Source organism: Inhella sp. (assembly GCF_027532025.1).
GTDB lineage: Bacteria > Pseudomonadota > Gammaproteobacteria > Burkholderiales > Burkholderiaceae_C > Inhella.
This window is the reverse complement of the sequence record NZ_JAPZSY010000008.1, coordinates 1-26,402: the sequence shown is the minus strand read 5'-3', so window position 1 is coordinate 26,402 and position 26,402 is coordinate 1. Positions and strand designations below refer to the sequence as shown.

General features: G+C 63.4%; 31 protein-coding genes, 1 tRNA gene and 1 pseudogene. 1 reads left to right on the top strand and 32 read right to left on the bottom strand.

Features of this window, described 5'->3' with window-relative positions; translation table 11 throughout:
• Positions 1-10: 10 nt before the first annotated feature.
• From rplF to rpsL, 22 genes are all read right to left on the bottom strand, one after another.
• Positions 11-544: a 50S ribosomal protein L6 gene (gene rplF / locus O9335_RS02220; protein WP_298382894.1), complete on the bottom strand. Its 534-nt coding sequence runs from the start codon at positions 542-544 to the stop codon at positions 11-13.
• 17 nt (positions 545-561) lie between these two features.
• The gene (rpsH, locus tag O9335_RS02215; protein ID WP_298382891.1) at positions 562-957 is read right to left on the bottom strand and encodes a 30S ribosomal protein S8; all 396 of its coding nucleotides are present in this window, start codon (positions 955-957) and stop codon (positions 562-564) included.
• 24 nt (positions 958-981) lie between these two features.
• Entirely contained in the window at positions 982-1,287 is a 306-nt protein-coding gene (rpsN, locus tag O9335_RS02210) for a 30S ribosomal protein S14 (protein WP_127682659.1), read from the bottom strand.
• Positions 1,288-1,295: 8 nt separating this feature from the next.
• On the bottom strand, positions 1,296-1,835 hold the full coding sequence (gene rplE, locus O9335_RS02205; protein WP_298382887.1) for a 50S ribosomal protein L5: 540 nt from the start codon (positions 1,833-1,835) through the stop codon (positions 1,296-1,298).
• Between the two features lie 11 nt (positions 1,836-1,846).
• Positions 1,847-2,164, bottom strand: a complete 318-nt coding sequence (rplX, locus tag O9335_RS02200) for a 50S ribosomal protein L24 (RefSeq protein WP_298382884.1) — start codon at positions 2,162-2,164, stop codon at positions 1,847-1,849.
• A gap of 25 nt (positions 2,165-2,189) precedes the next feature.
• On the bottom strand, positions 2,190-2,558 hold the full coding sequence (gene rplN, locus O9335_RS02195; RefSeq protein WP_210809882.1) for a 50S ribosomal protein L14: 369 nt from the start codon (positions 2,556-2,558) through the stop codon (positions 2,190-2,192).
• Positions 2,559-2,771: 213 nt separating this feature from the next.
• The gene (locus O9335_RS02190) at positions 2,772-3,287 is read right to left on the bottom strand and encodes a peroxiredoxin (RefSeq protein WP_298382878.1); all 516 of its coding nucleotides are present in this window, start codon (positions 3,285-3,287) and stop codon (positions 2,772-2,774) included.
• 76 nt (positions 3,288-3,363) lie between these two features.
• Positions 3,364-3,636 (bottom strand): 30S ribosomal protein S17, encoded by a 273-nt coding sequence (gene rpsQ / locus O9335_RS02185; RefSeq protein ID WP_298382875.1) that lies wholly within the window; start codon positions 3,634-3,636, stop codon positions 3,364-3,366.
• On the bottom strand, positions 3,633-3,833 hold the full coding sequence (gene rpmC, locus O9335_RS02180; RefSeq protein ID WP_298382872.1) for a 50S ribosomal protein L29: 201 nt from the start codon (positions 3,831-3,833) through the stop codon (positions 3,633-3,635). The genes rpsQ and rpmC overlap by 4 nt, the downstream gene beginning before the upstream one ends.
• An 11-nt stretch (positions 3,834-3,844) precedes the next feature.
• The gene (gene rplP / locus O9335_RS02175) at positions 3,845-4,261 is read right to left on the bottom strand and encodes a 50S ribosomal protein L16 (protein ID WP_127682652.1); all 417 of its coding nucleotides are present in this window, start codon (positions 4,259-4,261) and stop codon (positions 3,845-3,847) included.
• Positions 4,262-4,263: 2 nt separating this feature from the next.
• On the bottom strand, positions 4,264-5,073 hold the full coding sequence (rpsC, locus tag O9335_RS02170; protein ID WP_298382868.1) for a 30S ribosomal protein S3: 810 nt from the start codon (positions 5,071-5,073) through the stop codon (positions 4,264-4,266).
• Positions 5,074-5,089: 16 nt separating this feature from the next.
• Entirely contained in the window at positions 5,090-5,419 is a 330-nt protein-coding gene (gene rplV, locus O9335_RS02165; RefSeq protein ID WP_298382866.1) for a 50S ribosomal protein L22, read from the bottom strand.
• Positions 5,420-5,430: 11 nt separating this feature from the next.
• Positions 5,431-5,709: a 30S ribosomal protein S19 gene (gene rpsS, locus O9335_RS02160; protein WP_127682649.1), complete on the bottom strand. Its 279-nt coding sequence runs from the start codon at positions 5,707-5,709 to the stop codon at positions 5,431-5,433.
• A gap of 12 nt (positions 5,710-5,721) precedes the next feature.
• A complete protein-coding gene (gene rplB / locus O9335_RS02155) occupies positions 5,722-6,546 on the bottom strand; it encodes a 50S ribosomal protein L2 (protein WP_298382863.1) in 825 nt (274 codons plus the stop codon).
• Positions 6,546-6,860 carry a 50S ribosomal protein L23 gene (rplW, locus tag O9335_RS02150; RefSeq protein ID WP_298382861.1) on the bottom strand — a complete coding sequence of 105 codons (315 nt, stop codon included), beginning with the start codon at positions 6,858-6,860 and terminating at the stop codon, positions 6,546-6,548. The genes rplB and rplW overlap by 1 nt, the downstream gene beginning before the upstream one ends.
• The gene (rplD, locus tag O9335_RS02145; RefSeq protein ID WP_298382858.1) at positions 6,857-7,477 is read right to left on the bottom strand and encodes a 50S ribosomal protein L4; all 621 of its coding nucleotides are present in this window, start codon (positions 7,475-7,477) and stop codon (positions 6,857-6,859) included. Before rplD ends, rplW begins: the two co-directional genes overlap by 4 nt.
• Positions 7,477-8,145, bottom strand: a complete 669-nt coding sequence (gene rplC, locus O9335_RS02140; protein WP_298382856.1) for a 50S ribosomal protein L3 — start codon at positions 8,143-8,145, stop codon at positions 7,477-7,479. Before rplC ends, rplD begins: the two co-directional genes overlap by 1 nt.
• A 262-nt stretch (positions 8,146-8,407) precedes the next feature.
• The gene (gene rpsJ, locus O9335_RS02135) at positions 8,408-8,719 is read right to left on the bottom strand and encodes a 30S ribosomal protein S10 (protein WP_127682645.1); all 312 of its coding nucleotides are present in this window, start codon (positions 8,717-8,719) and stop codon (positions 8,408-8,410) included.
• A gap of 46 nt (positions 8,720-8,765) precedes the next feature.
• Positions 8,766-9,956 (bottom strand): elongation factor Tu, encoded by a 1,191-nt coding sequence (gene tuf, locus O9335_RS02130; RefSeq protein WP_298382852.1) that lies wholly within the window; start codon positions 9,954-9,956, stop codon positions 8,766-8,768.
• A 109-nt stretch (positions 9,957-10,065) separates the two neighbouring features.
• Positions 10,066-12,168, bottom strand: a complete 2,103-nt coding sequence (gene fusA / locus O9335_RS02125) for an elongation factor G (protein ID WP_298382850.1) — start codon at positions 12,166-12,168, stop codon at positions 10,066-10,068.
• A 69-nt stretch (positions 12,169-12,237) separates the two neighbouring features.
• A complete protein-coding gene (rpsG, locus tag O9335_RS02120; protein WP_298382847.1) occupies positions 12,238-12,708 on the bottom strand; it encodes a 30S ribosomal protein S7 in 471 nt (156 codons plus the stop codon).
• Between the two features lie 88 nt (positions 12,709-12,796).
• Entirely contained in the window at positions 12,797-13,171 is a 375-nt protein-coding gene (gene rpsL, locus O9335_RS02115; protein WP_298382844.1) for a 30S ribosomal protein S12, read from the bottom strand.
• 117 nt (positions 13,172-13,288) lie between these two features.
• Between rpsL and O9335_RS02110 the strand changes: the two genes are divergently transcribed.
• On the top strand, positions 13,289-13,771 hold the full coding sequence (locus tag O9335_RS02110; RefSeq protein WP_298382841.1) for a putative toxin-antitoxin system toxin component, PIN family: 483 nt from the start codon (positions 13,289-13,291) through the stop codon (positions 13,769-13,771).
• A gap of 75 nt (positions 13,772-13,846) precedes the next feature.
• Here O9335_RS02110 and rpoC read toward each other — a convergent pair whose 3' ends face one another.
• From rpoC to O9335_RS02060, 10 genes and pseudogenes are all read right to left on the bottom strand, one after another.
• Complete coding sequence (gene rpoC, locus O9335_RS02105; RefSeq protein WP_298382839.1) at positions 13,847-18,061, bottom strand: DNA-directed RNA polymerase subunit beta'; 4,215 nt, start codon at positions 18,059-18,061, stop codon at positions 13,847-13,849.
• 20 nt (positions 18,062-18,081) lie between these two features.
• Positions 18,082-22,209, bottom strand: coding sequence for a DNA-directed RNA polymerase subunit beta (gene rpoB / locus O9335_RS02100; RefSeq protein ID WP_298382836.1), 4,128 nt, complete (start codon positions 22,207-22,209; stop codon positions 18,082-18,084).
• Between the two features lie 389 nt (positions 22,210-22,598).
• Positions 22,599-22,976 carry a 50S ribosomal protein L7/L12 gene (gene rplL, locus O9335_RS02095; RefSeq protein WP_127682639.1) on the bottom strand — a complete coding sequence of 126 codons (378 nt, stop codon included), beginning with the start codon at positions 22,974-22,976 and terminating at the stop codon, positions 22,599-22,601.
• A gap of 42 nt (positions 22,977-23,018) precedes the next feature.
• Positions 23,019-23,531 (bottom strand): 50S ribosomal protein L10, encoded by a 513-nt coding sequence (rplJ, locus tag O9335_RS02090; RefSeq protein ID WP_298382829.1) that lies wholly within the window; start codon positions 23,529-23,531, stop codon positions 23,019-23,021.
• A 234-nt stretch (positions 23,532-23,765) separates the two neighbouring features.
• Positions 23,766-24,476, bottom strand: coding sequence for a 50S ribosomal protein L1 (gene rplA / locus O9335_RS02085; RefSeq protein WP_298382826.1), 711 nt, complete (start codon positions 24,474-24,476; stop codon positions 23,766-23,768).
• A gap of 1 nt (position 24,477) precedes the next feature.
• A complete protein-coding gene (gene rplK, locus O9335_RS02080; protein WP_298382824.1) occupies positions 24,478-24,909 on the bottom strand; it encodes a 50S ribosomal protein L11 in 432 nt (143 codons plus the stop codon).
• Positions 24,910-25,109: 200 nt separating this feature from the next.
• On the bottom strand, positions 25,110-25,673 hold the full coding sequence (nusG, locus tag O9335_RS02075) for a transcription termination/antitermination protein NusG (protein WP_298382821.1): 564 nt from the start codon (positions 25,671-25,673) through the stop codon (positions 25,110-25,112).
• A 14-nt stretch (positions 25,674-25,687) separates the two neighbouring features.
• Positions 25,688-26,071: a preprotein translocase subunit SecE gene (gene secE, locus O9335_RS02070; protein ID WP_298382818.1), complete on the bottom strand. Its 384-nt coding sequence runs from the start codon at positions 26,069-26,071 to the stop codon at positions 25,688-25,690.
• A 121-nt stretch (positions 26,072-26,192) separates the two neighbouring features.
• Positions 26,193-26,268, bottom strand: a tRNA-Trp gene (locus tag O9335_RS02065).
• 15 nt (positions 26,269-26,283) lie between these two features.
• Positions 26,284-26,402: pseudogene (locus O9335_RS02060) on the bottom strand (elongation factor Tu); the annotation flags it as partial.

Sequence of the window (26,402 nt, the reverse complement as noted above, 5' to 3'; positions counted from 1 at the left end):
GCGCGGCTCCTTACTTCTTCTTGGTCTCTTTGATCGTGACCTTCTCGTCCGCGTAGCGGATGCCCTTGCCCTTGTAGGGCTCAGGCGGACGGATGGCGCGAACTTCGGCGGCGATTTGGCCCACCACCTGGCGGTCCGCACCCTTGATCACGATTTCCGTCTGCGAGGGGCACTCGACCTTGATCCCGGCCGGCATGTCTTTCACCACAGGGTGCGAGAAGCCGATCTGCAGGTTGAGCTTCTGGCCTTGGGCCTGGGCACGGAAGCCCACGCCCACCAGGGTCAGCTTGCGCTCGAAGCCCTTGCTCACGCCTTGCACCATGTTGGCCACGAGGGCGCGCACGGTGCCGCTCAGGGCATTGGCTTCGGCGGATTCGTTGGTCGGCGCGAAATTCAGCGCGGAACCTTCTTGGGCGACCTTCACCTGGGCGATTTGGGGACGCGCGAGCGTGCCCATCGCACCCTTGATGCTGATGGTGTCGGCCGACAGGGTCACATCCACGCCTTGCGGGATCGCGACCGGCATTTTTCCAACGCGGGACATTGCGACTCCTTTAGCGATTAGGCGACGTAGCAAAGCACTTCGCCGCCGATACCGGCTTGGCGGGCTTTGCGGTCGGTCATCACGCCCTTGGGGGTCGTGATGATGGCCACACCCAGACCGTTCATGACGTTGGGAATGTCATGGCGGCCCTTGTACACACGCAGGCCCGGGCGGCTGACGCGCTCGATGCGCTCGATCACCGGACGACCCGCGTAATACTTCAATTCGATTTCGAGCTCGGGGCGGGCAGCGTCGCCACGCACCGCGAAGTTCTCGATGTAACCCTCGTCCTTCAAGACCTTGGCGATCGCCAGCTTGAGTTTGGAGGAGGGCATGCTCACGCTCGACTTTTCGACCGACTGCGCATTGCGGATGCGCGTCAGCATGTCGGCGATCGGATCACTCATGCTCATGGGGTACTCTCCAAATCCTGCCGATTACCAGCTGGCCTTGATGACACCGGGGATGTCACCCTTGAAGGCCAGTTCACGGATCTTGCTGCGGCCGAGGCCGAAGGTGCGGAACGTGCCACGGGCGCGGCCCGTGAGTTCGCAGCGGTTGCGCAGGCGTGTCGGGTTGGCATTGCGCGGCAGTTGCTGCAGTGCCAGGCGCGCCGCGTAGCGCTCTTCGTCGCTCCGCTTGGCGTCGTTGATGATGGCCTTGAGTTCGGCGTACTTCTTCGCGAACTTGGCCACCAGTTGCTCGCGCTTCAGTTCGCGCTGCTTGAGAGAAAGCTTTGCCATGGCGTGCCTCAGTTCTTGAAGGGGAACTTGAAAGCCTGCAGCAGAGCCTTGGCTTCTTCGTCGTTCTTGGCGGTGGTGGTGATGCTGATGTTCAAGCCGCGCAGGGCATCCACCTTGTCGTACTCGATCTCGGGGAAGATGATCTGCTCTTTGACGCCGATGTTGTAGTTGCCACGGCCATCGAAGGAGCGGCCCGAAATGCCGCGGAAGTCACGCACGCGAGGCAGCGCGATCGTCACGAAGCGATCCAGGAACTCGTACATCTGCACACCACGCAGGGTGACCATCGCCCCGATGGGGACGTCTTCGCGGATCTTGAAGCCGGCGATGGCCTTGCGCGACTTGGTGACCACCGGCTTCTGGCCCGCGATCTTGGTCAGGTCGCCCACGGCATGGTCCATGACCTTCTTGTCGGCAACAGCTTCGCTGACGCCCATGTTGAGGGTGATCTTGGTGATGCGAGGCACCTCCATGACCGACTTGTAGCCAAACTTCTCAACGAGGCTGGGCACCACTTTTTCGCGGTAAAACGCTTGCAAACGAGCCATGTCGGTCCCCGTCAAACCTTGATTTCGGCGCCGCTGCTCTTGAAGACGCGCACTTTTTGGCCGTCGTCAAGCAGCTTGACCCCAACGCGATCGGCTTTTCCGGTCGTTGCGTTGTAGATCGCCACATTCGATTGATGGATGGGCATCACCTTGTCCACCACGCCGCCGGTCGTCCCCTTCATGGGATTTGGCTTCACGTGCTTCTTGGCCACGTTGACACCCTCGACCAACACATGGTCGGCGTCAACGCGCGCGGTCACCGTGCCGCGCTTGCCCTTGTCGCGACCGGTCAACACGATGACCTCGTCGCCTTTGCGAATCTTGTTCATGACAGTCCTTTAGCGGTCGCCAGACTCAGAGCACTTCCGGCGCCAACGAAACGATCTTCATGAATCGTTCGCTGCGCAACTCGCGCGTGACCGGGCCAAAGATGCGGGTGCCGATGGGCTCGAGCTTGGCGTTCAGCAGGACGGCAGCGTTGCCGTCGAACTTCACCAGCGAGCCGTCTTGGCGGCGGACGCCCTTGGCGGTGCGCACCACCACAGCGTTGTAGACCTCGCCCTTCTTGACGCGGCCACGAGGCGCTGCTTCTTTGATGCTGACCTTGATCACATCACCGATACCGGCGTAGCGACGCTTGGAGCCACCCAGCACCTTGATGCACATGACGGACTTCGCGCCCGTGTTGTCCGCGACGTCGAGTCGCGATTGCATTTGGATCATGTCAATTCCCAACTTGCCCCGAGCACTTGGCACTCGGTCAGTCTTGGGCCCGTAAGCCTTGCGGCGGGCCTGACGGCCCATCGCGCAGCGGTTTGAGGTCTGAAGCCGACTTCGGCGCGCTCACGAACGTGGCGCCAACCCAAAGTCAGCGAAGCCAAGCATTATGCAAGGCACTCACGGCTGCGGTCAAGCCCTGAGTGCAAAAACCACCACTCAAGCCGTTCGGGCCCTCGCAGCGGCCAGCAGCGCCGAAGCGCTGCTGACGTCGAATTGCCCCGGCGCCTCGACTTGTAGGACGGCGACGCGGCCATCCACCAACAGCGCGGCGTAGCGCTGGCTGCGCACGCCCATGCCCTTGGCCGTGAGGTCGAGCACCAGGCCGACGGCCTGCGTGAAAATCGCCGAGCCATCGCCCAGCATCCGCACCACGCCGGTGGCGCCCTGGGCCTGCCCCCAGTGGTGCATGACGAAGGCGTCGTTCACCGACAAGCACCAGATCTCATCGACGCCAGCCGCCCGGAATTCGGTGGCCAACTCGACATAGCCCGGCAGGTGCTTGGCCGAACAGGTGGGGGTGTAGGCGCCGGGCAGTGCGAACAACGCGATGGTTTTGCCCTGCGAGGCGGCGGCCAGGTCCACCGCAGCTGGACCGATGGGGCAGCCCTCGCCTGCCACGGCGTTGTACTCGTAAACGGTCGCGGCCGGAACCGCATCTCCAACTTGCCACATGGCGTGCTCCTGAAGGAAAAAAGCCGCGCCCGGATCGGGGCGCGGCTTGAAGATCATCAACGGACGTCGAACAAGCTCAGACGGCTTCGGCCTTTTCGACCAAGCGGGTCACGACCCAGTTCTTGGTCTTCGAGATGGGCTTGCTTTCGGTGATCTCGACCACATCGCCCATCTTGTACGCGCCCTGCTCATCGTGGGCGTGGTACTTGCGCGAGGTGGCGACGATCTTGCCGTACAGCGGGTGCTTGGTGCGACGCTCGACCAAGACGGTGACCGTCTTGGCGCGCTTGTCGCTGACCACGCGACCCACGAAGGTGCGGGTGACTTTGGTGGCGGCTTGCGTCGTCATTGGGCAGCCTCTTTCTTCTTCTCGGCCAAGATGGTCTTCACGCGGGCGATGTCGCGGCGCGTGTTGCCCAGTTGGGCGTGGTTGCTCAGTTGCTGAGTGGCCTTTTGCATGCGCAGGCCGAAATGGGCTTTCAGCAGCGACTTGACCTCGGCTTCCAGGGCCGCAACGTCTTTGGTGCGCAGTTCAGATGCCTTCATGGTGTTCCCTTTCAGGCGCCGATCTGACGCTCGACGAAGGTGCACTTCAGCGGCAGCTTGGCTGCAGCCAGAGTGAACGCTTCGCGGGCCAGTGCTTCGGGCACGCCGTTGAGTTCGTAGAGCACCTTGCCGGGCTGGATCTCAGCCACGTAGTACTCGGGGTTGCCCTTGCCGTTACCCATCCGCACTTCGGCCGGCTTCTTGGAGATCGGCTTGTCGGGGAAGATGCGGATGAAGATGCGGCCGCCGCGCTTGATGTGGCGCGAGATGGCACGACGGGCAGCTTCGATCTGGCGAGCGGTGATGCGACCACGCTCGGTGGCCTTCAATCCGAATTCGCCAAACGACACTTGGGCGCCACGCGTGGCGACGCCGGTGTTGCGGCCCTTTTGCTCTTTGCGGAATTTGCGACGAGCAGGTTGCAGCATGTTTACTCTCCTTTGGGCGCGGCGCCGGCATCAGCCGGCTTGCGCACCACGCGCTTGGCTGCGGGGCGGTCACCGCCCTCACCCGGCTTGCCATCGCGGCCACGACCCGGACCCGGACGGCCAGGGCGGCGGTTGCGACGATCGTCTTCGCCTTCCACGCTCTTCAGCACGGGGGCTTCGCCATTGGCCAGGCGGTCGCCGCGGTAAACCCAGACCTTGACGCCGATGACGCCGTAAGTGGTCTTGGCTTCGCTGAAACCGTAGTCGATGTCGGCCTTGAGGGTGTGCAGCGGCACGCGGCCTTCGCGGTACCACTCGGTGCGGGCGATTTCGATGCCGTTCAGACGACCGGCGCTCATGATCTTGATGCCTTGGGCGCCCAGGCGCATCGCGTTCTGCATGGCGCGCTTCATGGCACGGCGGAACATGATGCGCTTTTCGAGCTGCTGGGTGATCGAGTCGGCGATCAACTGGGCATCGACTTCGGGCTTGCGCACTTCTTCGATGTTGACCGCGACGGGCACGCCCAGACGCTTGGCCAGCTCGGCCTTGAGGTTCTCGATGTCCTCGCCCTTCTTGCCGATCACCACACCCGGACGGGCCGAGTAGATGGTGATGCGGGCGTTCTTGGCAGGACGCTCGATCAGGATGCGCGAGACGGCGGCATTCTTCAACTTGGCCTTCAGGAACTCGCGAACCTGCAGGTCTTCGGCCAGCATGCCGGCGAAGTTGCGGCTCGACGCGTACCAGCGCGACGACCAGTTGCGGGTGACGGGCAGGCGGAAGCCAACCGGATGGATTTTTTGTCCCATAGTCCTCTGTGCCCCCTCAGTTGCCGACGGTCACGTAGATGTGACACGTGGGCTTGCTGATGCGGTTGCCACGACCCTTGGCGCGCGCGGTGAAACGCTTCAGAACGGTGCCTTGCTCCACGTAAATGGAAGTCACCTTCAGGGCGTCGATGTCGGCACCGTCGTTGTGCTCGGCGTTGGCGATGGCCGACTCGAGCGCCTTCTTGATGATGCCGGCGGCCTTCTTTTGGGTGAAGCTCAGGATGTTGAGCGCCTGGTCCACCTTCTTGCCGCGAATCATGTCCGCCACGAGGCGGCCTTTGTCGCAGGAGAGGCGAACGCCGCGAACGATTGCTTTGGTTTCCATCGTTGGCATCCTTACTTCTTACCGGCCTTTTTGTCGGCCGGGTGACCCTTGAAGGTCCGCGTCAGCGCGAATTCGCCGAGCTTGTGGCCAACCATCTGGTCGGTCACGTACACGGGCACGTGCTGACGGCCGTTGTGCACGGCCACGGTCAAACCGATGAACTCGGGCAGGATCGTGGAGCGGCGCGACCAGGTCTTGATCGGCTTCTTGTCCTTGTTGGCGGCGGCCTTTTCGACCTTGGCCATCAGGTGGGCGTCGACGAACGGGCCCTTCTTAAGCGAGCGACTCATTTGGCCAACCCCTTATTTCTTGCGACGCGAGACGATGAACGTCTGCGTGCGCTTGTTGCTGCGGGTGCGGAAGCCCTTGGTCATCGTGTTCCACGGCGACACCGGCACCTGACCCTCGCCCGTGCGGCCTTCGCCGCCACCGTGCGGGTGGTCCACCGGGTTCATGGCCGTACCACGGACCGTCGGGCGGATGCCCAGCCAACGCTTGGCACCGGCCTTGCCGTACTGGCGCAGGTTGTGCTCTTCGTTGCTGACTTCGCCCAGGGTGGCGCGGCAATCGATGTGCACGCGACGCACTTCACCCGAACGCAAACGGATCTGAGCATAGGCGCCGTCGCGGGCCATCAGAGTGACCGACGTACCCGCCGAACGGGCGATCTGAGCCCCCTTGCCCGGGAGCAGTTCCACGCAGTGGATGGTCGAACCGATGGGGATGTTGCGGATCGGCAAGGCGTTGCCCGGCTTGATCGGGGCTTCGGCGCCCGACATCAGCACGGCACCGACTTCCACGCCACGCGGGGCGATCACGTAACGGCGCTCACCGTCGGCATAGCACACCAAAGCGATGTGCGCCGTGCGGTTGGGGTCGTACTCGATGCGCTCGACCTTGGCCGGAATACCGTCCTTGTTGCGACGGAAATCGACCACGCGGTAGTGGTGCTTGTGACCGCCGCCCTTGTGACGCATGGTCACATGGCCGTTGTTGTTGCGACCGGACTTCTGTTTTTGCGGCTCGAGCAGGGGCGCATGGCCCTCGCCCTTGTGCAGGTGCGGATGCACCACCTTGACCACGGCACGGCGGCCGGGCGAAGTGGGTTTGACTTTGACGACAGGCATTACGCAGCCTCCCCGGAGAAGTTCAGCTCTTGACCCGGCTTGAGGGCGACATAGGCCTTCTTGACATGGTCACGGCGACCGACACGGCCCCCGAAGCGCTTGGTCTTGCCCTTGACGTTGACGACGCTGACCGAGGCCACTTCGACCTTGAACATCAGTTCCACGGCCGCCTTGATTTCCGGCTTGGTGGCGTCGCGCATCACCTTGAACAGCACCTGGTTGTGCTTCTCACCGACCGTCGTGGCCTTTTCGCTCACGATCGGGGCCAACAGCACCTGGGCCAGGCGGCCCTCATCGAACTTGGGCGCGCTCATTCGAACATCTCCTTGAGCTGCTCCACGGCACCCTTGGTCACCAACACCTTCTTGAAGTGCACGAGCGACAGGGGGTCGGCGTGGCGGGGCTCGACGACCAGCACGTTGGGCAGGTTGCGCGAAGCCAGGAACAGGTTGTCGTCGACTTCGTCGGCGATCACCAGCACCGATTCCAGGCCCATGGCCTTGAACTTGGCGGCCAACAGCTTGGTCTTCGGGGCATCGACCTTGATGGAGTCGACCACGGCCAGACGGCCTTCGCGAGCCAGCTGCGACAAGATCGACGCCATACCGGCGCGGTACATCTTCTTGTTCAGCTTGTGGCTGAAGTTTTCGTCGGGACGGTTCGGGAAGATCCGACCGCCTCCACGCCACAAGGGCGAAGAGGTCATGCCCGCACGCGCGTTGCCGGTGCCCTTTTGGCGGAACGGCTTCTTGGTGGAGTGCGCGACCTCGCCGCGATCCTTCTGGGCGCGGGTACCCTGGCGGGCGTTGGCCTGGAAGGCGACGACGACCTGGTGAACCAGGGCTTCGTTGTAGTCGCGGGCAAAGACGGCGTCAGACGCGTCCACCTTGCCGGAGGCCTGGCCTTGTTCGTTCAGGAGCTCGAGTTGCATCACTGGGCTCCTTTCGCCTTGACTTTGACAGCCGGACGCACCACGACGTGGCCGTTCTTGCTGCCCGGGACGGCGCCGCGCACCAGCAAGAGCTGGCGGGCTTCGTCGATACGGACGATGTCGAGGTTCTGGGTGGTGACGGTTTCGTCGCCCTGGTGACCCGACATCTTCTTGCCCGGAAACACACGACCCGGGTCTTGCGCCATCGAGATTGAACCCGGCACGTTGTGCGAACGGCTGTTGCCGTGCGACGCGCGCTGCGAGCCGAAGTTGTGGCGCTTGATGGTGCCCATGAAGCCTTTGCCGATGGAAGTGCCCTGCACGTCCACCTTCTGACCCACGGCGAACAAAGTCACGGGCACGACGGCGCCCGGCTTGTATTCAGCGGCCACGTCGGCCGACACGCGGAATTCTTTGAGCGTTTCACCGGCTTGAACACCCGCCTTGGCGAAGTGACCGGCTTCCGGCTTGCTGACGCGAGAGGCCTTACGCTCGCCATACGCCACCTGAATGGCGGTATAGCCGTCGCTCTCTTGCGTCTTGACCTGAGCCACGCGGTTGTTGGACACATCCAGCACCGTCACGGGGATGGTGTCACCATCGTCCGTGAAGATGCGCATCATGCCCACCTTGCGGCCCAGCAATCCGAGACGATTGCTAAGACTCATTGCTTTCTCCAGCCTCATGTTGAGGCCTTTGTTTGACACACCCGACAGCGATTGGCCGGGCGCCCTTTGGCGCAAGCCAGCTTTCGCCGGGCAAGCGCCACTTTCCCCAAAATGCGGGAAAGCCCGCGAGTATAGAGGCCCTCACGTCTCGCTGGCAAGAAAATCTCTATGCAGCGGTCAAAAGCAACAAGGCGACCCGGGGGTCGCCTTGTTGAGGCTCACGGCCTCGCGGCCACAAGGCCCGAGAGTCGTCAGCGGTCGATCACTGCAACTTGATCTCGACGTCAACACCAGCCGGCAGGTCGAGCTTCATCAGCGCGTCCACGGTCTTGTCGGTCGGGTCGACGATGTCCATCAGGCGCTGGTGGGTGCGGATCTCGAACTGGTCGCGGCTGGTCTTGTTGACGTGCGGCGAACGCAGGATGTCGAAACGCTCCATGCGAGTCGGCAGGGGCACCGGGCCCTTGACGATGGCGCCGGTACGCTTGGCGGTGTCGACGATTTCCAGAGCCGATTGGTCGATCAACTTGTAATCGAAGGCCTTGAGGCGGATGCGGATTTTTTGCTTTTGCATGGTGTTCCAGCACCCCGCTTGCGCAGGGCGCCGGCCTCAAGGTTGATTACTCGACGATGGTTGCCACGACGCCCGAACCCACGGTGCGGCCACCTTCGCGGATGGCGAAACGCAGGCCTTGCTCCATGGCGATGGGGGCGATCAGCTTGACGGTGATGCTGACGTTGTCGCCCGGCATGACCATTTCCTTGTCCTTCGGCAACTCGATCGAACCCGTCACGTCCGTGGTGCGGAAGTAGAACTGGGGACGGTAGTTGTTGAAGAACGGGGTGTGACGGCCGCCTTCGTCCTTGGACAGGATGTAGACCTCACCCGTGAAGTGGGTGTGGGGCTTGATGGAGCCGGGCTTGGCCAGCACTTGGCCGCGCTCCACGTCTTCGCGCTTGGTGCCGCGCAGCAGCACACCGACGTTGTCGCCGGCTTGGCCTTGGTCCAGCAGCTTGCGGAACATTTCGACGCCGGTGACGGTGGTCTTCTGCACGTCGCGGATGCCGACGATTTCGATTTCTTCGCCGACCTTGATGATGCCGCGCTCGACACGACCGGTCACCACGGTGCCACGGCCCGAGATGGAGAACACGTCTTCCACGGGCAGCAGGAAGGCGCCGTCGATGGCACGGTCCGGCTGGGGGATGTAGCTGTCCAGGGCGTCGGCCAGGCGCATGATGGCTTGTTCGCCCAGGTCGCCCGTGTCGCCTTCCAGGGCCAGCTTGGCCGAGCCCTTGATGATGGGGGTGTCGTCGCCGGGGAAGTCGTACTTGCTGAGCAGTTCACGCACTTCCATTTCGACCAGCTCGAGCAGCTCGGCGTCGTCGACCATGTCGCACTTGTTCAGGAAGACGATGATGTACTTCACGCCCACCTGACGGGCCAGCAGGATGTGCTCGCGGGTCTGGGGCATGGGGCCGTCGGCGGCCGAGCACACGAGGATGGCGCCGTCCATTTGAGCGGCACCGGTGATCATGTTCTTGACGTAGTCGGCGTGGCCCGGGCAGTCCACGTGGGCGTAGTGGCGGTTGGCCGTCTCGTACTCGACGTGGGCGGTGTTGATGGTGATGCCGCGCGCCTTCTCTTCGGGTGCCGCGTCGATTTCGTCGTACTTCTTGGCTTCGCCGCCAAACTTCTTCGACAGCACCGTCGCGATCGCAGCCGTCAGCGTGGTCTTGCCGTGGTCCACGTGGCCAATCGTGCCAACGTTGACGTGCGGCTTGGTGCGTTCAAATTTACCTTTTGCCATTTCAATCTCCAACAAAGAGCAATGCCAGTCGGGGGTTTAAGGTCTGTCGAGCCGCCCGGCATCCACCGGGACTGGCACCGGTGGCGAGCGGCCCGCAGACCATGGGGATTTACTTCGCGCGCGCCGTGATGATGGCGTCGGCGACGTTCTTCGGCGCTTCGCTGTAGTGCTTGAACTCCATCGTGTACGTGGCGCGGCCTTGCGACATCGAACGCAGCGTGGTGGAGTAGCCGAACATCTCGCTCAGCGGCACTTCGGCCTTGATGACCTTGCCACCGCCGACCATGTCGTCCATGCCCTGCACCATGCCGCGACGGCTGGAGAGGTCGCCCATCACCGAGCCGGCGTAGTCTTCCGGCGTCTCGACTTCCACGGCCATCATGGGCTCGAGGATGACGGGACTGGCCTTGCGGCAGGCTTCCTTGAAGCCCATCGAAGCGGCCATCTTGAACGCGTTTTCGTTCGAGTCGACTTCGTGGTACGAGCCGAAGGTCAGCGTGACCTTCACGTCGACCACCGGGAAGCCGGCCAACACGCCGTTGGGCAGGGTGTCTTCGATGCCCTTCTGAACCGCGGGGATGAACTCGCGAGGCACCACGCCGCCCTTGATGGCGTCGACGAACTCGAAGCCCTTGCCCGGCTCTTGCGGCTCAATGGTCAGCACGACGTGGCCGTACTGACCCTTGCCGCCCGACTGGCGAACGAACTTGCCTTCCACGTCGGAGGCCGACTTGCGGATGGTTTCGCGGTAGGCCACTTGCGGCTTGCCGACGTTGGCTTCCACGCCGAACTCACGCTTCATGCGGTCGACGATGATTTCCAGGTGCAGCTCGCCCATGCCGGAGATGATGGTCTGACCGCTTTCTTCGTCGGTGCGCACGCGGAACGACGGGTCTTCCTTGGCCAGACGACCCAGAGCGACGCCCATCTTTTCCTGGTCGGCCTTGGTCTTGGGCTCCACGGCCTGCGAGATCACGGGCTCAGGGAAGACCATCTTTTCCAGCGTGATCAGGGCGTCCGGATCGCACAGGGTTTCGCCCGTGGTCACTTCCTTCAGACCCACGCAAGCGGCGATGTCGCCGGCCAGAATCTCCGAGATTTCCTCGCGCTGGTTGGCGTGCATCTGCAAGATGCGGCCGATGCGCTCTTTCTTGCCCTTGATCGGGTTGTAGACAGAGTCGCCCGACTTCAGCACGCCCGAGTAGACGCGCACGAAGGTGAGCTGGCCGACGTAGGGGTCGGTCATCAGCTTGAACGCCAGGGCAGCGAACTTCTCGCTGTCGTCGGCCTTGCGGGTCACGTCCTTTTCGTCGTCGTCCGTGCCACCGACCGGGGGGATGTCCACCGGCGAGGGCAGGAAGTCGATGACGGCGTCGAGCATGCGCTGCACGCCTTTGTTCTTGAAGGCGGTACCGCACAGCATCGGCTGGATTTCCGTGGCGATGGTGCGCTGGCGGATGGCAGCCTTGATCTCAGCCTCGCTCAAGTCGCCCGTTTCCAGGTACTTGTTCATCAGCTCTTCGGTGGCCTCGGCCGCGGCCTCGACCATCTTTTCGCGCCACTCCTTGGACACCTCAACTAACTCGGCCGGGATGTCGTGGTACTCGAACTTCATGCCTTGGGACGCTTCGTCCCAAATGATGGCCTTCATCTTGATGAGGTCCACCACGCCCTTGAAGTTGTCTTCGGCACCGATGGGGATGACGATGGGCACCGGGTTCGCCTTCAGGCGCGTCTTCATCTGGTCCACGACCTTGAAGAAGTTGGCGCCGGTGCGGTCCATCTTGTTCACGAAGGCCAGGCGGGGGACCTTGTACTTGTTGGCCTGACGCCAAACGGTTTCGCTCTGCGGCTGCACGCCGCCCACAGCGCAATAGACCATGCAAGCGCCATCGAGCACGCGCATCGAGCGCTCGACTTCGATGGTGAAGTCGACGTGCCCAGGGGTGTCGATGATGTTGAAGCGGTGCTCGGGGTAGGACAGGTCCATGCCCTTCCAGAAGCAGGTGGTCGCCGCCGAGGTGATCGTGATGCCACGCTCTTGCTCCTGCTCCATCCAGTCCATCGTGGCAGCGCCATCGTGCACTTCACCGATCTTGTGGTTCACACCGGTGTAGTAGAGGATGCGCTCGGTCGTGGTGGTCTTGCCGGCGTCGATGTGGGCGCTGATACCGATGTTGCGGTAACGCTCGATGGGGGTCTTGCGGGCCATGGTTTGCTCCGAAATGCGTGAGCCGCCGACGGGTTGGTAGAAACCCGCGGCGGCTGAGGGGGCTGAAGATTAGAAGCGGAAGTGCGAGAAGGCCTTGTTGGCTTCGGCCATGCGGTGGACTTCGTCACGCTTCTTCATCGCGCCGCCGCGACCTTCAGCGGCCTCCAGCAGCTCGTTGGCCAGGCGCTGGGCCATCGACTTTTCACCACGCTTGCGCGCCGATTCCTTCAGCCAGCGCATGGCGAGAGCCATCCGGCGGACGGGACGAACTTCCACGGGAACTTGGTAGTTCGCACCGCCGACGCGGCGGGACTTCACCTCGACCATCGGCTTGATGTTGTTCAACGCGATCGTGAACACTTCCAACGGGTCCTTGCCCGACTTCTTTTCCACCTGCTCCAGCGCGCCATAGATGATGCGCTCGGCAACGGCCTTCTTGCCTGATTCCATGATCACGTTCATGAACTTGGACAGGTCAACATTGTGGAACTTCGGATCCGGCAGGATCTCGCGCTTGGGGACTTCGCGACGACGTGGCATTTCTCTTCCTTGGTGTCTTCAGTTGGCTTATTCAGCCTCGGGTGGCCATCAACAGCACCACCCACTTACTGGGCTTGGAGCCCGGGGATTACTTCTTGGGACGCTTGGCACCGTACTTGGAGCGGGCCTGCTTGCGATCCTTGACGCCCTGCAGGTCGAGCGAACCACGAACGATGTGGTAGCGCACGCCAGGCAAGTCCTTCACACGACCGCCGCGCACGAGCACGACGCTGTGTTCTTGCAGGTTATGGCCTTCACCGCCGATGTACGAGATGACCTCGAACCCGTTGGTCAAGCGCACCTTGGCCACCTTGCGGAGCGCCGAGTTCGGCTTCTTGGGGGTGGTGGTGTAGACGCGGGTGCAAACGCCGCGGCGCTGCGGGCAGTTCTGCATCGCAGGCGACTTGGATTTCGTGACTTCGGCCTGACGGCCGTGGCGCACGAGCTGGTTGATGGTTGGCATGGGTGACTTGTTCCCGTTTGAAGTCAGCGAATGAAATCTTTCTCTTGCCGCCCAGGCGGCTAGGATGCGTGGGCCGCGGACGCCATGACGCCCGCGCAGAGAAAAGCCGTCGATTATATGCAAAGCCGCCACCTGAGCAAGACGGGGAGTCCGCCGGCTTCGTGGACAGAGGTCCAGACGCTCTCTTGGCAGGGCCCGGTGTTGCTGGACACCCACGTCTTGTTCGACCTTTGGGTGTTCCGCGACCCGCGCGTCGAGGTTTTGGCCCAGCGCCTGCCCGGCCTGGATTGGGTGGCGACGCCCGCGATGCTGGAAGAGTGGACCCATGTGCTGGCCCGCGGCCGACTCCCCGGCTGCCCGGTCGGCGCCACGCCGCCTGAGATGCCGTGGCGTCCGCGCCTGGTGGCGGAGTCGCCCCGAGCGCCCTGGCGCTGCCGCGACGCCGACGACCAGAAGTTCCTCGACACCGCCCACGCGCTGCGCCCGGCTTGGCTGTGGAGTCGCGACCGAGCCTTGTTGGCCCATCGTCGACGGGCGCTGGCGCTCGGCGTGACGATCGAGACGCCCGAGTCGGGTCTGCAGCGCTTGGGTTGGACCTGACGCAAGTCGCCAACGAACCGGAAAAAAGGGCGGCCCGGAGGCCGCCCTTGGTCAACGCGGTGGTGGAGGCAGCAGTCAGGCGTCGTCGCCCTCGCCCTTGGCGTCCAAGGCCGCCAACTGCATGGCCGCCAGTTCTTCGGCCTCCTGCAGCGCGATGGCCTTGCGCTCGGTCTCGTCCATCTCTTCCTTGACCTTGCGGGCCTTGTGGTATGCCATGCCGGTGCCAGCGGGGATGAGACGGCCGACGATGACGTTTTCCTTCAGACCGCGCAGGTCGTCGCGCTTGCCCATGATGGCGGCTTCGGTCAACACGCGCGTCGTTTCCTGGAACGATGCGGCAGAGATGAAGGAGTCGGTCGACAACGAGGCCTTCGTGATGCCCAGCAGCACGTCGGTGTAGGTGGGCGGCACCTTGCCGGCAGCGCGCAACTTGTCGATCGTGTCCAGGATCTCCGACCGCTCGACCTGCTCGCCGGCGATGTAGGTGGACTCGCCAGAATCGGCGATCTGCACGCGACGCAGCATCTGGCGAACGATCACCTCGATGTGCTTGTCGTTGATCTTCACGCCTTGCAGGCGGTAGACGTCCTGCACCTCGTCCACGATGTAGCGCGCCAGTTCTTCGATGCCCAGCAGGCGCAGGATGTCCTGCGGATCGGCCGGACCGTCGACGATGGGCTCGCCCTTGTTGACCACCTGGCCTTCGTGCACCAGGATGTTCTTGTCCTTGGGCACAAGCTCTTCCCAGACCTTGCCGTCCGGATCGGTGATCTGCAAGCGCACCTTGCCCTTGGTTTCCTTGCCGAAGGAGACCGTGCCGGTCTGCTCGGCCAACACGCCTTTGTCCTTGGGCGAGCGGGCTTCGAAGAGCTCGGCCACGCGCGGCAGACCGCCCGTGATGTCGCGGGTCTTTTGGCCTTCGACGGGGATGCGGGCCAGCACTTCGCCGGGGCCCACTTCCTGGCCGTCGCGAACCTGGATCAGGGCGCCCACTTGGAAGCCGATGGTCACCGAGTGGTCGGTGCCGGGGATCTTGACCTCGTGGCCGCCGGCGTCCAGCAGCTTGAGCTGCGGGCGCACGACCTTGGCCGAGCCGCGGCGCTTCGGATCGATCACGACCAGGGTCGACAGGCCGGTGACTTCGTCCACCTGCTTGGCGACGGTGACGCCTTCCTCGACGTTCTCGAACTTCGCCGTGCCGGCGAATTCCGTGATGATCGGGCGGGTCAACGGGTCCCAGTTGGCCAACACGGTGCCGACTTTGACGGTCTGGTCCGCCTTGACACTGAGCACCGCGCCGTACGGCACCTTGTGACGCTCGCGCTCGCGGCCGTGCTGGTCGCTGATGACGATTTCGCCGGAGCGCGAAATCACCACCAGGTCGCCCTTGCTGTTGGTCACGTAGCGCATCGTGGCGTTGAAGCCGATGATGCCTTCGCTCTTGGCGTCGACGCTGCTGGCCACGGCAGCACGCGACGCGGCGCCCCCGATGTGGAAGGTGCGCATCGTCAGCTGCGTGCCGGGTTCGCCGATGGACTGGGCGGCGATGACGCCGACGGCTTCGCCGTGGTTCACCAAGCCACCGCGGCCCAGATCGCGGCCGTAGCACTTGCCGCACAGGCCGTAGCGGGTGGCGCAGGTCAGCGGCGTGCGAACCTTGACCTCGTCGACACCGGCCGCTTCAACCACGTCCAGCGTATCTTCGTCCAGCATGGTGCCGGCGGGCACGAGCACCGCTTGGGTTTCGGGGTGCAGGATGTCGATCGCTGCCACACGACCCAGAATGCGATCGCGCAGCGATTCGATGACTTCACCGCCCTCGACCAAGGCGCGCATGGGCATGCCATGGTCGGTGCCGCAGTCGTCTTCGGTCACCACCAAGTCTTGCGTCACGTCCACCAAGCGGCGGGTGAGGTAGCCCGAGTTCGCGGTCTTCAGCGCCGTGTCCGCCAGGCCCTTGCGGGCGCCGTGGGTGGAGATGAAGTACTGCAACACGTTCAGGCCTTCACGGAAGTTGGCCGTGATGGGCGTTTCGATGATGGAGCCGTCGGGCTTGGCCATCAGGCCGCGCATGCCGGCCAGCTGGCGGATCTGGGCGGCGGAGCCCCGCGCGCCCGAGTCGGCCATCATGTAGATGGAGTTGAACGACTCTTGATCGACCTGCTTGCCGTGGCGGTCGGCCACCTTCTGGACCTTGAGGTGGTCCATCATCTTCTTGCCGATGTCGTCGCCAGCCTTGCCCCAGATGTCCACCACCTTGTTGTAGCGCTCACCGGCGGTCACCAGGCCCGAGACGTACTGCTTCTCGATTTCCTTGACCTCGCGTTCGGCGGCCTCGATCAGGGTGTGCTTCTCGGCCGGCACCAGCATGTCGTCGATGGCGATCGACAGGCCGGCGCGGGTGGCCAGCTTGAAGCCGGTTTGCATCAGCTTGTCGGCCAGCACCACGGTTTCTTTCAAACCGCAGCGACGGAACGAGGCGTTGATCAGGCGCGAGATTTCCTTCTTCTTGAGCGCCTTGTCGATGTTCTCGAACGGCAGGCCCTTGGGCAGGATTTCGCTGAGCAGCGCGCGACCCACGGTGGTGGAGCGCAGGCGCAATTCGGGCACGAAGTCGTCGCCCACCTTGCGGTACTCGGTCAAACGCACACTGACGCGGGCGGTGATTTCCACTTGGCCGTTGTCCAACGCCCGCTGCAGTTCAGCCAGGTCCGCGAAGACCATGCCTTCGCCCTTGCCGTTGATGCGCTCTCGGGTGGCGTAGTACAGGCCCAGCACGACGTCTTGCGACGGCACGATGGAAGGCTCGCCCGAGGCCGGGAACAGCACGTTGTTGGAGGCCAGCATCAGGGTGCGGGCTTCCATCTGGGCCTCGATGGACAGCGGCACGTGAACGGCCATCTGGTCACCGTCGAAGTCGGCGTTGAAGGCCGCGCAAACGAGCGGGTGCAACTGAATGGCCTTGCCTTCGATCAGCACGGGCTCGAAAGCCTGGATGCCGAGGCGGTGCAGCGTTGGGGCGCGGTTCAGCAGAACCGGGTGCTCCTTGATGACCTCTTCGAGGATGTCCCAGACCACCGGCGTGCCGGACTCGACTTCCTTCTTGGCCGCTTTGATGGTGGTGGCGATGCCCATCGCCTCGAGGCGCGAGAAGATGAAGGGCTTGAACAGCTCCAGCGCCATCAGCTTGGGCAGACCGCACTGGTGCAGCTTGAGGGTCGGGCCCACCACGATGACCGAACGGCCGGAGTAGTCGACGCGCTTGCCCAGCAGGTTCTGGCGGAAGCGGCCACCCTTGCCCTTGATCATGTCGGCCAGGGACTTCAGCGGACGCTTGTTGGCACCCGTCATAGCCTTGCCGCGACGGCCGTTGTCCAGCAGGCTGTCCACCGACTCTTGCAGCATGCGCTTTTCGTTGCGCACGATGATTTCCGGGGCCTTCAACTCGAGCAAGCGCGCCAGGCGATTGTTGCGGTTGATGACGCGGCGGTACAGGTCGTTCAGGTCCGAGGTCGCGAAGCGACCGCCGTCCAGCGGCACCAGCGGACGCAGGTCCGGCGGCAGCACGGGCAGCACGTTCATGACCATCCACTCGGGCTTCATGCCGCTCTTCTTGAAGGCTTCCAGCACCTTCAGGCGCTTGGAGTTCTTCTTGATCTTGAGCTCGGAGCCCGTCATGTCGTTGCGGATCTTGTCGATCTCAACGTCCAGGTCCATGTCGGCCAGCAAGCGCTGGATGCCTTCAGCACCCATCAGGGCGACGAACTCATCACCATGCTTTTCGCGCTCGGCGTCGTGCTGCTCTTCGGTCAGGATGCCGAACTTCTTCAGCGGCGTCATGCCGGGGTCGACGATGACGTAGGCCTCGAAGTACAGCACGCGCTCGATGTCGCGCAAGGTCATGTCGAGCACCAGGCCCAAGCGCGAGGGCAGGCTCTTCAGGAACCAGATGTGGGCGCAGGGCGCGGCCAGGTCGATGTGACCCATGCGGTCGCGACGAACCTTGGTCTGGGTGACTTCAACGCCGCACTTCTCGCAGATGACGCCACGGTGCTTCAGGCGCTTGTACTTGCCGCACAAGCACTCGTAGTCCTTGATCGGGCCAAAGATCTTGGCGCAGAACAGGCCATCACGCTCCGGCTTGAAGGTGCGGTAATTGATGGTCTCGGGCTTTTTCACTTCCCCGAAGGACCACGAACGGATCTTTTCCGGCGAGGCAATGCCGATCTTGATCGCGTCGAAGTGCTCGTCGGGCGTGAACTGCTTGAACAGGTCCAGCAAACCTTTCATGTCGTTCTCCTGTTCCTTGTTTAGTTGCGCTCGAGCTCGATGTCGATACCGAGCGAACGAATTTCCTTGACCAACACGTTGAACGATTCCGGCATGCCGGCGTCGATCGAGTGCTCACCCTTGACGATGTTCTCGTACACCTTGGTGCGGCCGTTCACGTCGTCGGACTTGACCGTCAGCATTTCCTGCAGGATGTACGAGGCGCCGTAGGCTTCCAGCGCCCAGACTTCCATCTCACCGAAGCGCTGGCCACCGAACTGCGCCTTGCCGCCCAGCGGCTGCTGGGTCACCAAGCTGTACGGGCCGGTCGAGCGGGCGTGCATCTTGTCGTCCACCAAATGGTGCAGCTTGAGCACGTGCATGTAGCCGACGGTGACCGGGCGCTCGAACTGCTCGCCCGTGCGGCCGTCACTCAGCATGCACTGCGTGCGCGTGGCGGTCAGGCCCTTCTTGGCGGCGATGTCGTCCGGGTAGGCCAAGTGCAGCATGGCGCGGATTTCTTCTTCCTTGGCACCATCGAACACCGGGGTGGCGAAGGTGACGCCCGAGGCCAAGTTCTTGGCCATGGCTTGCACCTCGGCATCGCTCAGGTCTTTCAGGGACTCCTTGCGACCGCCGCTTTGGTTGTAGAAGGTTTCCAGGAACTGGCGCAGTTCAGCCAGCTTGGCTTCGCGCTGCAGCATGTCGCCCAAGCGTTGGCCAATGCCCTTGGCCGCCCAGCCCAGGTGGACTTCCAGCACCTGACCGACGTTCATCCGCGAGGGCACGCCCAGCGGGTTCAGCACGATGTCGCATGGTGTGCCATCGGCCATGTAGGGCATGTCTTCGACCGGAACGATCTTGGACACCACGCCCTTGTTGCCGTGACGGCCGGCCATCTTGTCGCCGGGCTGCAGGCGGCGCTTAACGGCCAGGTAGACCTTGACCATCTTCAGCACGCCCGCGGGCAACTCGTCGCCCTGGGTGAGCTTCTTGCGCTTCTCTTCGAAGGCGAGGTCGAAGCTGTGACGGGTTTGCTCGTTGGCGTTCTTGATCGACTCGAGCTGATTGGCCACGTCGTCATCCGCCGGGCGGATGTCGAACCAGTGGTGCTTGTCGACCGTGCTCAGGTACTCCTTGGAGATGGTGCTGCCCTTGGCGATCTTGTTCGGACCGCCATTGGCCACCTTGCCGACCAGCAGCTTCTCGATCCGGTCGAACGCGTCGGCCTCGACGATGCGTAGCTGGTCGTTCAGGTCCAGGCGGAAGCGCTTGAGCTCGTCGTCGATGATCTGCTGGGCGCGCTTGTCGCGCGGGATGCCTTCGCGGGTGAAGACCTGCACGTCGATGACGGTGCCTTGCGTGCCTTGGTCGACGCGCAGCGAGGTGTCCTTCACGTCGCTGGCCTTCTCGCCAAAGATGGCGCGCAGCAGCTTTTCTTCCGGCGTCAGCGTGGTCTCGCCCTTGGGCGTGACCTTGCCCACCAGCACGTCACCGGGGTTGACCTCGGCGCCGATGTAGACGATGCCCGACTCGTCCAGGCGGCTCAGTTGCTGCTCGGACAGGTTGGGAATGTCGCGGGTGATTTCTTCGCTGCCCAGCTTGGTGTCGCGGGCCATGACCACCAGCTCCTCGATGTGGATCGAGGTGTAGCGGTCGTCGGCCACCACGCGTTCGGAGATCAGGATCGAGTCTTCGAAGTTGTAGCCGTTCCAGGGCATGAAGGCGACCAGCATGTTCTGGCCCAGGGCCAACTCACCGAGGTCGGTCGAGGCGCCGTCGGCAATGATGTCCTCGGCCGCCACGCGGTCGCCGCGCTTGACGATCGGACGCTGGTGGATGTTGGTGTTCTGGTTGGAGCGCTGGTACTTGATGAGGTTGTAGATGTCGACACCCACCTCACCGGCCACCGTCTCGTTGTCGTTCACGCGAATCACGATGCGGTTCGTGTCCACGTAGTCGACCACGCCACCACGACGCGCCGCCACGACGGTGCCCGAGTCCTTGGCCGCCACGCGCTCCACGCCCGTGCCCACGAAGGCCTTTTCGGGACGCAGGGTCGGGACGGCCTGGCGCTGCATGTTGGCGCCCATCAACGCGCGGTTCGCGTCGTCGTGCTCCAGGAAGGGCACGAGCGAGGCGGCCACCGACACGATCTGCGCCGGCGCCACGTCCATGTACTGCACACGCTCGGGGCTGAGCAGCACCGATTCGCCGGCTTCGCGGGCCGACACCAGTTCGTCCACCAACTTGCCGTTGGCATCGAGCTTGGCGTTCGCCTGGGCGATGACGTACTTGCCTTCTTCGATGGCCGACAGGTAGTCGATCTGGTCGGTCACTTGGCCGTCCACCACGCGGCGGTACGGCGTCTCCAGGAAGCCGTACTCGTTCAGGCGGGCGAACAAGGCCAGCGAGTTGATCAGGCCGATGTTCGGGCCTTCCGGCGTTTCGATCGGGCACACGCGGCCGTAGTGGGTCGGGTGCACGTCACGCACTTCGAAGCCGGCGCGTTCGCGGGTCAAACCGCCCGGGCCCAGGGCCGAGACGCGACGCTTGTGCGTGATCTCGGACAGGGGGTTGGTCTGGTCCATGAACTGCGACAGCTGCGACGCGCCGAAGAACTCCTTGAGCGCCGCGGAAATGGGCTTGGAGTTGATCAGGTCGTGCGGCATCAGGCTTTCGGTCTCGGCCTGGCCCAGACGTTCCTTGACGGCCTTTTCGATGCGCGCCAAGCCCGAGCGGTACTGGTTTTCGGCCAGTTCGCCCACGCAGCGCACCCGGCGATTGCCCAAATGGTCGATGTCGTCCACTTGGCCACGGCCGTTGCGCAGTTCGACCAAGATCTTGACGACGTCGAGGATGTCCTCGTTCGACAAGACCATGGCGCCTTCGCTGGTGTCGCGGCCCACGCGGGCGTTGAACTTCATGCGGCCGACGCGGCTCAGGTCGTAGGTGTCGGCGCTGTAGAACAGACGGTTGAACAAGGCTTCAACCGCGTCTTCGGTGGGCGGCTCGCCGGGGCGCATCATGCGGTAGATGGCCACGCGGGCGGCGAACTGGTCGACCGTCTCGTCCAGCGACAGCGTCTGGCTGATGTAGGCGCCTTCGCTCAACTCGTTGGTGTAGAGGCACTGCAACTCTTTGATGCCGGCCGCGCGCAGCTTCTTCAGCAGGGCCTCGGTCAACTCGTCGTTGGCCTTGGCGATGATCTCGCCCGTGTCGGGGTCGATCATGTTCTTGGCCAGCACACGACCCACCAGGAAGTCTTCGGGCACCGACACGTACTGCGTGCCGCCGGCCTCCAACTGCTTGATGTGACGCGCGGTGATGCGCTTGTCCTTCTCGACGATGACCTTGCCGTCTTTGTCGGTGATGTCAAAGCGGGCCACTTCGCCCTTGAGACGCTCCGCCACGAACTCCATCTGAGCGCCAACGTCCATCAGGCGGAAGTTGTCGAACACGAAGAAGTGCGCCAGGATCTGTTCCGGGCTCAGGCCAATGGCCTTGAGCAGGATGGTGACCGGCATCTTGCGACGGCGGTCGACCCGGAAGTACAGGATGTCCTTCGGGTCGAACTCGAAGTCCAACCACGAGCCGCGGTAAGGAATGATGCGGCTGCTGAACAGCAGCTTGCCCGAGCTGTGCGTCTTGCCCTTGTCGTGCTCGAAGAACACGCCAGGCGAACGGTGCAACTGCGAGACGATGACGCGCTCGGTGCCGTTGATGATGAAGCTGCCGTAGTCGGTCATCAGGGGCACTTCGCCCATGTAGACCTCTTGCTCCTTCACTTCACGGACGACCTTGTTCGACGGCGTGCTGTTCTCGCGGTCGTAAATGATCATCTGCAGGCGTGCGCGCACGGCTGCCGAGAAGGTCAAGCCGCGCTGCTGGCACTCGCGCTCGTCGAAGGCTGGCTTGGCCATGCCGTAGTCGAGGAAGCGCATCTCGACGAACTGGTTGTGCGAGACGATCGGGAAGGCCGACAAGAAGGCGGCCTGCAAGCCCTCGGGCTTGCGCTGCGCTGGCGGCAGGTCCTTCTGGAGGAAGGCCTTGTAAGAGTCCTTCTGCATCGTCAGCAGATAAGGCACGCCCAGCACGCTGTCGCGCTGGCCGAAGCTCTTGCGGATGCGTTTGCGCTCCGTGTAGCTGTAGGGGGTTGCTTGCGCCATGAAAGCTCCGAGGAGGGGTGACGGCCGGGGATCAGACGGCGCGTCGGACGACTGGCGTCTCGAACATTGCATTCGAGGTTCGGTGACGGGCCACTACCCGTCGCTGGCAGACAACCGAAGGCATTGCGCCCTCGGCTCGACCAAACCCGTTCTCTGCAGTCGGATCAGAGAACCTACGGAAAAACCCAGCATTGTAGGGCTGCCGGGTCCTTTCGCAGGGTCTCAAAGAAATGAACACAAGGCCGGACCCTTGCGGATCCAGCCTTGGTGCGTGATTCGGAGGGCGGCGTCGCGAGCCGGAGCCAGGTCGCTTCGAGAAGCGCAGCCGTACTGCCGTACGGCGAGCATCGCAGGAGCGAGATGGCCCGGCGCAGTCGCCGAGCGCCGATTTACTTCGCCTCGGCCTTGGCGCCGGCTTCCACCAGCTTCTTGACGGCGGCGTCAGCGTCGGCCTTGGGCAAGGCTTCCTTGACCGTCTTGGGGGCGCCATCGACCAGGTCCTTGGCTTCCTTGAGGCCCAGACCGGTGATTTCGCGCACGGCCTTGATGACGCCAACCTTGTTGGCGCCGGCTTCGAGCAGCACGACATTGAATTCGGTCTTCTCTTCAGCGGCCGGGGCGGCAGCGCCACCACCGCCAGCGGCGGGGGCAGCCATCGAAGCGGCGGACACGCCGAACTTCTCTTCAATGGCCTTCACCAGGTCATTGAGTTCCATCACGGACATGCTGTCGAGGGCGGTCAGGAAAGCGTCTTTATCGAAAGCCATTTGGGGCTCCTTTGAATCGTTGGTGTATTGAAAAACAGATGCTTACGCGGCGGCGGGGGCTTCGGCGCCCTCGCCACGCTTGGCCGCCAGGGCCGCCAGCACGGCAGCGGTGCGCTGCACGGGCGACTTGAGCAAGCCGGCGATCTGCGACAGCAAAACTTCCTTGCTGGGCACAGAAGCCAGGGTCTTCAGGCCGCTCACATCCAGGGCTTTGCCGTTGTAGGCGCCACCCTTGAGGACCAGCTTGTCGTTGCTCTTGGCGAAGTCGGCCACCACCTTCGCGGCAGCGACAGCATCTTCAGAAAAGCCGTAGATCAGCGGACCGACCATCAGCTCCGCCGCGGGCTCGAACGAGGTGCCGGCGACAGCGCGACGGGCCAGGGTGTTCTTCAGCACATGAAGGTACACACCCTTGCTCCGCGCGTCGACGCGCAGCTTGTTCAGAGCTTCCACGGTGAGGCCACGGTACTCGGCGATCGCGAGCGTCTGGGACTTGGCGGCTTGCGCTGCCACTTCCGAGACGACGGCTGCCTTCTCGTTGCGATTCAGACTCAAGGTCTTCTCCTCACATCGCGGCGCGCAGGCTGACGCCCTTGCACCGCACCGGTTTCAGCGACCTTGCCGTCTTGGAGCCCCCGAAGCGCGTGAGCACACACGGGACATTCCTTGTCGGCGGGTACGCCATCTGCGCTGACGCCCCACCCGAGGGTGGGTCATTAAGCGGGTTGCCCCGCACCAGCGGTCTTGGATGGCCCGTGACCCCGAAGGACCACGGCCACCACTTCAAACTCAGGCCGCGTTGGCCTGAGCGTTGATCGAGGACACGTCAACCCGGGCGCCCACGCCCATGGTCGACGACAGCGCCACCTTGCGCAGGTACACGCCCTTGCTCGAGGCCGGCTTGGCCTTGTTCAGGGCTTCGACCAGCGCACGCAGGTTGCCCGCCAGCTTGTCGTCGTCGAACGAACGACGGCCGATCGTGGCGTGGATGATGCCGCCCTTGTCAACGCGGAACTGCACCTGACCGGCCTTGGCGTTCTTCACGGCCGTGGCGACATCGGGGGTGACGGTGCCCACCTTCGGGTTCGGCATCAGGCCACGGGGGCCCAGGATCTGGCCCAAGGTACCGACGACGCGCATCGTGTCGGGCGAGGCGATCACGACGTCAAAGGGCATGTCGCCGGCCTTGACGCGCTCGGCCAGGTCTTCCATGCCCACCACGTCAGCACCCGCGGCCTTGGCCTCTTCGGCCTTGGCGCCCTGGGCGAACACGGCCACGCGCTTGGTCTTGCCGGTGCCGTTGGGCAGCACGACAGCGCCACGAACGACTTGGTCCGACTTCTTGGCATCCACACCGAGTTGCACGGCCACGTCGATGGACTCGTCAAACTTGGCGGTGGCCAGGCTCTTCACCAGGGCCAGGGCGTCACCCAGCGGATACAGCTTGGTCGATTCGACCTTGCCGGCCACGGCCTTTTGCTTTTTCGTCAACTTAGCCATGTCACACGCCCTCCACGATGATGCCCATCGACCGGGCCGAGCCCGCGATGATGCGGACCGCGCCGTCCAGGTCGGCGGCGTTCATGTCCTTCATCTTGACCTTCGCGATTTCTTCCAACTGGGCGCGGTTCAGCTTGCCGACCTTGTCCAGGTGCGGGCGCTGCGAACCCTTGTCGATCTTTGCGGCCTTCTTGATCAGCACGGTCGCGGGCGGCGACTTGATCTCGAAGGTGAAGCTCTTGTCAGCGAAGGCGGTGATGACCACCGGCAGCACCAGACCCGGCTCCACGCCCTGCGTCTTGGCGTTGAACGCCTTGCAGAACTCCATGATGTTCAGACCGCGCTGACCCAGCGCGGGGCCGATCGGGGGCGAAGGGTTCGCCTTGCCGGCCGGCACTTGCAGCTTGATGAAGCCGACAATTTTCTTTGCCATATCTCACTCCTGAGGAGCGGTCGAAACACGACCGCCCCGAGTACAAACGCCAGCCCTGAACGAGCGGCTGGCTCCTCATGCCGGGAAACGCGCCCGGCTACCGCGGCCAGTGGATTCGGTTGCCCGAATCAGGCTCTGACATGCCTGGAGACCTTTCGGCTAAGGGCTTCGCCCTTCGCCGAAAAGTCTGAGCCGCTGGCTCAGACTTTTTCAACCTGACCGAAGTCCAACTCGACGGGCGTGGCGCGACCGAAGATGGTCACCGACACGCGCACCTTGCTCTTGTCGTAGTTCACTTCCTCGATGGCGCCATTGAAGTCGGCGAACGGACCATCCTTCACACGCACCACCTCGCCCACCGTCCACTCGAACTTGGGGCGCGGCTTTTCCACGCCTTCTTGCATCTGGTTGACGATCTTCATGACCTCGGCTTCGGAGATCGGCGCGGGACGATTGCGGGCCCCACCGACAAAGCCTGTGACCTTGCTGGTGTGCTTGACCAAGTGCCAAGAATCGTCGTCCAGCAGCATCTCCACCAGCACATAACCCGGGAAGAAGCGGCGCTCGGTGATCGATTTCTTGCCGTTCTTGAGCTCCACGACCTCTTCAGTCGGCACCAAGATGCGGCCGAACTTGTCTTGCATCCCGGCCCGCTCGATGCGCTCGCGCAGGTTGCGCTCGACCGCCTTCTCCATGCCGGAGTAAGCGTGCACCACGTACCAGCGCTTCGGGCTGCCGCTCTCGGTGCTTTGTTGTTCGCTCATTGCCATCCCACCCTTCAGCGCGTCCAGCCCAGAATCAGGCTGAAGATGACCCATTCCAAGGTCTTGTCGGTCGCCCACAGGAACAAGGCCATGACCACCACGAAGGCGAAGACGTAGCCCGTCATTTGCAGGGATTCTTTGCGCGTTGGCCACACCACCTTGCGCGCCTCGCGCCAGCTGTCGCGGCCGTAGGCCACCAACTGCTTGCCGGACTCCGAGGTGAAAAACAACAACACCGCCACCGCGACCAAGGCCAGCAAAGCGCCCCATTGCGCATAGACGCCTTGCTTGGCGAGCAGGTAGTAGGCCACCAGACCGCCCACCACCATCAATGCAGCGGCAGCCAGTTTGGCCTTGTCAGCGCCAGTGTGAACGGTTTCGACTTGGGTCATGGACATGTTTCTCGTTCAGCACCGCCCCTTGCGAGACAGCACCACCAGCAGCAAAGCCCGCGCGGTGTTGTCACCGCAGCGGGCTGGCTGGCAAATCCTTGCGGATCGGTTGTGATTCAGGCCTGGGTGGCAGGGGCAGAGGGTCTCGAACCCCCAACCTTCGGTTTTGGAGACCGACGCTCTGCCAATTGAGCTATGCCCCTGCGGCCTGAAACGATTTACTCGACGATGGTTGCCACGACGCCCGAACCCACGGTGCGGCCACCTTCGCGGATGGCGAAACGCAGGCCTTGCTCCATGGCGATGGGGGCGATCAGCTTGACGGTGATGCTGACGT